The sequence below is a fragment of the Acinetobacter lwoffii genome, assembly GCF_024129735.1.
Lineage (GTDB): Bacteria > Pseudomonadota > Gammaproteobacteria > Pseudomonadales > Moraxellaceae > Acinetobacter > Acinetobacter lwoffii_H.
In genome coordinates, this window is sequence record NZ_JAMXXK010000018.1 from 45793 (window position 1) to 54670 (window position 8878).

6 protein-coding genes are annotated in these 8878 nt (G+C 38.2%); 1 reads left to right on the forward strand and 5 read right to left on the reverse strand.

What is annotated here, in order from left to right; genetic code table 11:
• Positions 1-11 precede the first annotated feature (11 nt).
• The 5 genes from NI469_RS07135 to NI469_RS07155 all read right to left on the reverse strand — a co-directional run bounded on the left by NI469_RS07135 (position 12) and on the right by NI469_RS07155 (position 7827).
• Positions 12-1829, reverse strand: coding sequence for a site-specific integrase (locus NI469_RS07135; RefSeq protein ID WP_228152246.1), 1818 nt, complete (start codon positions 1827-1829; stop codon positions 12-14).
• 9 nt (positions 1830-1838) lie between these two features.
• A complete protein-coding gene (locus tag NI469_RS07140; RefSeq protein ID WP_104498141.1) occupies positions 1839-3911 on the reverse strand; it encodes a site-specific integrase in 2073 nt (690 codons plus the stop codon).
• Positions 3904-5028: a tyrosine-type recombinase/integrase gene (locus tag NI469_RS07145; RefSeq protein WP_104498142.1), complete on the reverse strand. Its 1125-nt coding sequence runs from the start codon at positions 5026-5028 to the stop codon at positions 3904-3906. Before NI469_RS07145 ends, NI469_RS07140 begins: the two co-directional genes overlap by 8 nt.
• A gap of 192 nt (positions 5029-5220) precedes the next feature.
• Complete coding sequence (locus NI469_RS07150; protein WP_035340698.1) at positions 5221-6585, reverse strand: MFS transporter; 1365 nt, start codon at positions 6583-6585, stop codon at positions 5221-5223.
• Positions 6586-6738: 153 nt separating this feature from the next.
• Positions 6739-7827: a DUF475 domain-containing protein gene (locus tag NI469_RS07155; protein ID WP_004729211.1), complete on the reverse strand. Its 1089-nt coding sequence runs from the start codon at positions 7825-7827 to the stop codon at positions 6739-6741.
• A 222-nt stretch (positions 7828-8049) separates the two neighbouring features.
• On the opposite strand from NI469_RS07155, the gene tenA reads away from it, so the two are divergent.
• The gene (tenA, locus tag NI469_RS07160; protein ID WP_004729210.1) at positions 8050-8721 is read left to right on the forward strand and encodes a thiaminase II; all 672 of its coding nucleotides are present in this window, start codon (positions 8050-8052) and stop codon (positions 8719-8721) included.
• Positions 8722-8878 lie beyond the last annotated feature (157 nt).

Consider the following 8878-nt stretch of genomic DNA (forward strand, 5'->3'; position numbering starts at 1 on the left):
TTCCCATAAAACTATGAGGTAACTTTCGATTTCTCAGCCAACTGAATGGAATTTAACATCTTCTCTGCTTGAGAAATAAATATTTTAGAACTTTCAACAAGTTTTTTATTTTTACTAGAATCAATAACATCTTGATGTAATTTGATTCTTCTCTCCCAGTGAGCTTTACGAGAGTTATCAATAGCAAAATTAGGACACTTTAAACATAAAGAGTCTGTTCTCTTTATTGGATCTAAGCCTATACCATCAGTCCGACATAAAGCTTTGTCTAATCCTTTATTATTGATGAAACAGTATCCATCTGAATGAGCAACTACACGCATGTCATTGGTTTGAATAAATTCATCCACAAAATCAGCAATAGCTGTGGAGTCCAATAATTTTGATTTAGCTTGAATTAGTCTACTATACCTTTCAAGGGTTTCACTGATTTGTCCACTTAGTATAATTTTCCCTTGGAAAGCTCTATTTAATAGATCAAATGCTAAATCTTGCTCTGTCTCCCCCATAAACTGCCAAATGTCTTCATCATCCGTATATTTCTTTGTAAAAGCCGTACTATTATGTTTCAACATCAAGGATAATTCTTCCAAATCTCCTATCTCAAATCTCCAAGTCCACAACATTGCATATGCTCGTCTAAACATATGAGGTTTTAATTCTATTCTTTCAAATTTTGCTGATTCCGCAAAATGCCTTAAAATGACATATAGTCCATTTGTAGTAAGGTAAAAAGTTTTATCACCTTTTCCACTGTCTGAATGACCAAAAGGTAATTTTAGTAAGATTGTTTCATTTTTTGATTTTTCTCGATTATATGAAGCCAATTCTAAAATAACGCCAAGCGCGTCTTTAACTTCTTGAATAACAGCCCGTTCTGTTCGTTTTCCTGTTTGTGTTCCCGCAGTTTTTTTTTCTAACCCAATAAGAATATCAAGTTCAGTATTTAATAGCTCTAAAACATCAGCTTCTTTAGTAAGTGATAGTTCATGCTTTCGCTCAGCCAATAACATCAAAATGATTGTTACTGCCGCACCGTATAGAGCACGGACTTTACTTTGTAGTTCACTCGATTTAATACCTGTTAGCTTATAAAATTTCGCGTACATTGATCTATGATATATAGAACTATCTGCATGTATCTCCATATATTGTTTAAGTAAACTCAAAGTATATTCAGACTCTTTTACCAACTTAAGAGCATGATTTAATAAAGCAAAAATTTCTTGAGGATAAAGTGTAGGGGTATGTCCATTTTGAACTGAATAGGCTTTTGCTAACAAGTATATTTTTTTTGTTTTAAAAGGATTAAAGCTTAATGATTCTTTTAAATATTTCCTTAAAGAATAAATATGTGAAATCACTGTCAACTTCATTAGAACAGAGTTTTGCGTTAATCCTCTTAGCGATATATGTTCGCAAAATGAAATTATGTCATCCTGTTTTACTTCTGATAAATCAAAACAATTTCGCTCAAAACACAACCATTCGTAAAATTCTCGGATACTACGGCAACTTATAGCTAAAGTGCTAGTGGTGTTACATTTGCTTTCTGAAGCCTCCATTATCCAATATGCAAGTTCTTTTGCGGCATTCTTCCAATAATCCCATCTATGAAAAATACCCTTATAGTTTTCTAAAGTGTAAACATTCCAGCTAATTGTATATCTTGACTTATCATCAGTAATAATATGAGGTTTTAATTTCCAAACATCATCCTCATACTTATTTTTTAACCAAGCTATTTCATGATTTATAAGATTATCATGCTTTTCTCTATCATTATCTTGTTGCGCTGAAATGGCATACGACTTTAAATTTTCAATCATATATAACTCTTAAGATAAGGGGGGAAGCTTAATAGTTTCAGCTAGTGTTAGAGCAGATTTTTTATCAATCTCCAGAACATTTTCTAGTAAACTCTGATACTTGACCAACCTTGGCAACCAGTATTTTTCCCATCTTATTGGATTTTGAAACTTCAATTCATTCTCAGAATCACTTATGATTTTTTCCCATGCAATCCACTCTGCAATTATCGCATCATCTTTAAACCATATTCTCTTAGCATCACAATTGATCCATTCATCTACAGCATCTTCTATTGCTGTATTTAATAGCTGTCGGTTATTAGAAGAATCATTTTTTAATGCATTTTCAACAAGGTAGTTCTGAAATTTTTTAGATTTACTCAATATCATGGATTGCGTTAATACACGCTCAGTATAGATTTTCGTTGTTTCGGAATTAGAGTGATTCAGTAATTTTTGAATTACCCTCGTACTTTCTCCACACAATTTTTGAATCAATACTATGGTTGGTCTAAAATTTTGTCCAGTACATCCACCTTCTACTAAAGGCGAAATAAAGGGATCTTCTTTAGCTAAATCAGCTAAAAATCTCTTAACAATATTTACTACTGTAGAGCTATCTAAAGTATGGATATCTCTTCTTGCACTCATAGTATTGCGTTGTATAAATAATGGGGTCTTTTTTTGTAGAATTAGACTATTTGACTCATTAGTCTGAATACTCTTCAATACAGAAATCATTCTTTCAGAATGCTTGATACATAATGAAATCATAGGATCTGTTGTTTTTATATCTTTTTCTATTGGCTTATTTGCTCTAGGTTTGTCCATAAAAACATGTGTTTTTCCTTCTTTCGAACTAGGCTTAAAACTTGTTAAATATGTATAAAAAGCAACACAATCAACATTTGGTGCAATTTCAATATGAGAAAGTAAACCCACAATGAAAGGAGCTAATGTTTCTGGAGTTGGAAAAAATGCTGAATGTACCCTAGAAGAACCCCATTTTCTATATTTCAGATAGTCGCTTATACCTTTAGGCCATTTTATTGATTCTGGTAAAATACGTCCATAGTGTGCATAAAGAATCGACAATGCTAGTTCAATAGTCCTAGGATCATCCCTTCCATCTGAATCAATATAGTAAGTTTCAACTTTATTAAATTTTTCTTTTTGTTCCAATAACAGATTGTTAATACTTTTATTCAAGATAGTCATATCATCAATATTGGTTGACATCCCATTTAATAAGTTTTTAACCCTGCTACTTTTCCAACCTTTCGTACGAAAAAATTCTTCCATTCCTTTAGGCCAATATTTTACTGCTGGAATATTATCTCCAAATTTTGAATATAATATTTGGAATGCTTCTTCCAGTGTTCTTTCACGTCTACGATAAAAAGAATTAAAATCAGTTACACATCTTAATTTTTCAAGATCATTCTCACTTAGCTGTTCTATTATTTTTTCTACCTTTTCCCAATCCTCTTCCCATTTATATATATCAACAATGGCCTTTTTATGAATGATATCTATTGCGCCTAAAGAATAATTTAGAGCTTTAGCTTGCAAGTGCTCTAACTCAAACCGATCCATGATAACTTTAATATCTTGATGATCAAAATGGCTATCATCCTCAATATAACATCTAGCTATTTCAGCAAAAGAATCTTTTTGATTGCTATTAAAATTTGAGAAATTAGGAGGAATAGGGAAATCTTCAATAATATCTTCACTAATTAAACCTTTAACAAATGCAGAAGCTCTAGAAAATTTTTGGTACTTAGTGGATAAACCATTTTCTACATTAGTATCTAAGGATTTTTTATATTTAATAATTGATTTCTCATCAATTTTTTCACTATGTTTTGAAATAAATCTAAGAAAATTTCTTAATTCCAGAAAGACAGCTCTGCTAGACTGTTGTCCCTTTAAATATATTTTTAAAGCCGTAGCTATTGCATGAATATTCTCTAAATTAGTTAAATCACTAATATCATAGGTCTTTTCTTCAACAGTAATTTCTAATTTAGGAAATTCTATAATAGATTCTTTTATCAATGGTTTTAGTACAATAAGTTCACGCTTTAGCTTAGTCATTCATATCTTCCAAATGAATACTGGCAGTATATATATCTAATGTTGAAGAATGACTATGCCTTGTAAGCGTCTTCGTAACTTCACGAGGGTCACGAATATGCTTGAGCTGGGAAATTTTTTTAAGCTTATCTGTAGCAAATCTATGTCTTAACCCATGTACCCATACGTATTGGTCTTGTGTTAGGTTGCCATTTTCCAAAGCTTGCAGCCATCTAGATCTAAGTTGATTAGAGAATGTTCGACGATGAAGTGCTTGACCTGTTGTAGAGGAAATAAATACCTGTTGTGGTGGAATATATGCCTTACGCTGTAGTCGTGCTTCATTCTTAAATTTTTTTATTAACTGATTCCGTTCAGATTCAATATAGTCCAACGTTTTTTTTAATAAAATTCCACTCACCGGAATCCGTGCTTTCTTTTTTCCCTTTGTTACAGTCAATTCAATAAAGGAATTATTTTTCTCTATAATATTTTGTTCTAGAGTCTCCCTTGACGGTATCTGATCAACGCTTAACGCACATATTTCATGTGCCCGCAATCCACACCTACGTCCCCACTCAACCATCAAATTAAAGCGAATTTCTAAATCTTCAGACTTAAAGTATTCTTCACTTAATACCGTTTCAATCCATTCATCTCTTGGCGCAATTTTAGGTGATGCCCCTTGTTTGTTATAGTATTTAACCAAATTATGGGTGACACCATTTTTGGTCTGAAAAACTTTTATTTTAAATTTAGAAGTTACTCCTATTAGATTTTTACAATAATTATTATTTTCACACCAAAACAAGAAATCAATTACGCTAGATAATAATTGTGATACGTAACCTTCAGAGCCGGGATTCCGATTCGATATTTGATTTGCGTAAGCCTCTAACCAGTACTCATCTATATGATCAAACGAACACTCTTTATTTTCAAGTTCTAACTGAGAAATGAAGTCACATACATGCTTGGTATAGGTATGCAAAGTACCTTCGCTCCATAAAACTCTTTGAGATAGAAAATATTTAAGTGTGAGGCGATTTATAATGTGTTCATTATTTAAAATTAGGGGAAATTTTTTATGAGATTTTCCAGCAAAGATTACTTCATCAGCGTAATCAACATATGCCATATATCCACCTTAACTGTTTGAATGAACCATGATTTCTTAACATAGCACTGAAACGAACATAAATGAATATACAGCATTCTTAGAGTAAAGTATTAGAGTAAACTATTAGTGAGCAATAATAACTTTATTTACACCACGCATTTGCCGTTTACTTCCTATATATTTCTGTATTTTACTTTATAAGAGTTATGCTTAAATGGCTACCTCTTTACCCAACAAGTGCGTTAATTGTTGTCGCGAAGCATCATCAATCTGCTGTTTATCGACTTTTACATAGGCAACTTGCTGTTCAGACATCACCACGACCTCTTCAATACCACGAATCGCCAAAAGCTGAGAAGTCCATTCGTCAGTTTGTCTGCTTTCCGGCAAACGCAACACCAGCGATGACAGATAGCGTGGCTGTGCCAGGCCAAAACTCATCAGCAGCCAGATTATCGCAATCCCTGTCAGGATACTCCAGCCCATCGAGGTATTGTTCAGCAGTAATAATTGTCCGCCAATCATACCGCCAAAGAACGCCCCTAAAAACTGGCTGCTGGCATTTACGCCCATTGCGGTGGCTTTGGACTGGATCGGTGCCGCTTTCGACAACCAGGACGGCAACAAGGCTTCCATCACATTAAAAGCAATAAAGAACAGCCCTAGACCAATCAGCAAGACATATTTGGATTCAAAACCAAATGCCATCACCATTAGGCCCAGAATAATGCCAGTAATGGCCACCAGAAAAATCGCGCGCATTTTGTGGTATTTTTCTGCCAGGATAATACTTGGAAAAGCAAAAAACAGGCTCAGCACCAACAGCGGCAAATATACCCAGCCATGACTGGACAGTGGCAGATCAGCAAATTCGATCAGCTGCGAAGGTACATAGATAAACATCGCGGTGAGCAATAAATGCAGGGTAAAGACCGACACATGCAGACGGTTCAGATCCCCGATTTTGATTACCTGTTTCAACTGTGCCAGATAGCCCTGCTGAAAGTTTTTATGATGCCGCGTGACTTTAGGCACCATCAACAGCATGGCAATCGCCGCCAGGCCCATCACCGTGGTCACCCAGAACAACCCAGAGATACCGACCAGACCCGTCAGCCAAGGCCCCAGACTAAAGGCCACCACAAAAGACAGGCCGATACTCATGCCCATCATGGCCATGGCTTTCATGCGGTTTTCTTCACGGGTAACGTCTGCCAGCAGTGCCATCACCACAGCGGATACCGCACCACCACCAGCGATTGCACGGCCGATAATCACGCCATAAATGGTGTCCGACATGGCCGCAATTGCACCGCCCAGCGCAAATAGTAGCAGCCCTAAAACCACCAGTGGCTTACGGCTATAACGGTCCGCAATCAGGCTGAATGGAATCTGTAACAGTGCCTGGGTCAGACCATAGACCCCGACCGCCAAACCGATCAGTGCAGGCGTCGCATATTGATATGCCTGCCCTGCCACAGAAAATACCGGGATAATCATAAACAACCCCAGCATGCGCAGTGCAAAAATACTGCTCAGGGCAAAGGTTGAACGACGTTCTAAAGCATTCATCATAAATTATGGCGATTGGGTTAATTAATCTGGAGCCCAGATTATAGGACATTCAGCTCATTAATAAGACATGAATTTTATTTGAAATAAAGATGATGCCAATCTAAAAACAAAAAAGCGCAGCAGGAGCTACGCTTTTTATTCAGGAACAGCGCTTTATTTGTCTAAAGCCGCCTGACGCTTTTTGTATTGAATCGAGGCAAATACTGCCCAGACAATAAAGGCTACACCGATCAGACCGGTTACCACTTCTGGCACATGCAGACCGGTTCCGCTGGCAATCATAATGAAAGCCAGTGCACCGATGGCATAATGCGCACCATGTTCCAGGTAGATATAAGCATCCAATGTGCCCTGCTCAACCAGATAAATCGTCATTGAACGGACAAAGATCGCACCAATTGCCAGACCAAGCATGATGATGACCACGTCTGAGGTAATCGCAAAGGCACCGATCACGCCATCAAAACTGAATGAGGCATCCAGGACTTCTAAATAGAGGAAACCACCAATACCCGCTTTCACTACACCCGTCGGTACGCCATTTTCATCATGACGAATCGCATTGCCTTCTTTATCGACTTCTGGTTCACCACCGAGCATATGGCTCAGAACCTGCACCCCGATATAAATCACGATGCCCCAGATCCCGGCCATAGTCACTGCCAGACGTTTGGCTTCATCGACATTGGCTGCCATGATTAACAAAGCCACCAGTGCAATAAACACCGACATCGCCGGCACATTGGCCAGATTGGACAGACGGCGTTCTACGCGTCTAAACCAGTGCGTGTCTTTTTCTTCATCCAGGAAGAAGTTCAGGAATACCATCAACAGGAAAGCACCACCAAAAGCAGCAATTTCAGGATGATGTGCCATTAAACGTGCTGAATATTCTTTCGGATCATTCAGGGCCAGACGTACCACTTCCATAAAGCCCAGGTCTGCAGTCACTGCAACAATGACCACTGGGAAGATCAAACGCATCCCGAAAACTGCAATCAGAATACCGACTGTCAGGAACAGCATTTTCCAGAAATGATCCCAACCCCGTAGGACTGAGGCATTGACAACCGCGTTATCAAAGGACAACGACACTTCCATAATCGCCAGAATAGCGGTAATGGTCAGCGCTGTGAGCATGGTTTGCAGGCCTGCGTCAGGACCATGGGTATAACCCCAATACGCAGACAAACCAAGACACACGATCGAAAATGCAATCGAGAAACCAAAATGTTTCAACATACACAACGACCTTGGATAAATTAAATAAATGTATGGCTGCGAGAGAGCAGCTATACGAATAGGAAAAGTTAAGCTAATTATGAAACTTTTAGCGCATAAACCAAAGCACTTCCTGAGCTGTTTTATCTTATTTTCTGTTTTTAAAATTTGCCGATCTTTTAAACAGCCCGATCTTTGCTATAGTGCCGCATGGTTTAACTTGAACTGCGAAGGATTTTCAGCATGAGTTTTTCACAAGAGGTATGGCAACGTAATCTCGGACTTTATCAGAAGACCCTGGCCCTGCCCTTTAATCAGCAACTGGCGCAAGGTACTTTAAGCCGTGAAGCCTTTAGTCATTATGTGATTCAGGATGCGCATTATTTACTGGCCTATGGCCGTGCACTGGCCGTGTGTGCCGCCAAAGCTTTTGAAGCGGACGATGTAATCCAGTTTGCCGAGGCAGCCAAAATTGCGATTGTGGTGGAACGTAGCCTGCATGATGGCTTTATGCAAGATTTTGGCATTAGCAAAGAGCAATTTGAGCAGACACCGTTGACGCTGGCATGTCATCACTATACTTCTTATCTGACTTCGACCGCCTGGTCAGAAAGCTACCCGGTGGTGCTAGCCTCGTTGCTGCCTTGTTTCTGGATTTATGCCGAAGTTGGTAAAGATATTGTCGACAACTCTGCGCCGAATAATCCGTATCAGGCTTGGGTGGATACCTATTCAGGAGAAGAATTCCACACTGCGGTGCGGAATGTGATTGCGACCGTTGACCGTGTTGCGGCGCGTGTTGATGCCGATACACTAGAAAAAATGCATGCAGCTTATACGCATGCGGCCCGTCTGGAATGGTTGTTCTGGGACAGTGCCTTTGAGCAACGCCAGTGGCCTGGTCTGGATGAATAAGACGGACGAATAAAAAAAGCCCTGTTTAAGATAGGGCTTTTGGGTTATAGCTGATCAAAAAATTTCGGTGGTGTTTCAAAAAGTATGCTGAAACAAAGCAGGTTGAATTTTGATAAAATAGAGAAATGCGAATAACTCTAGAAATCAAATGTCCAAC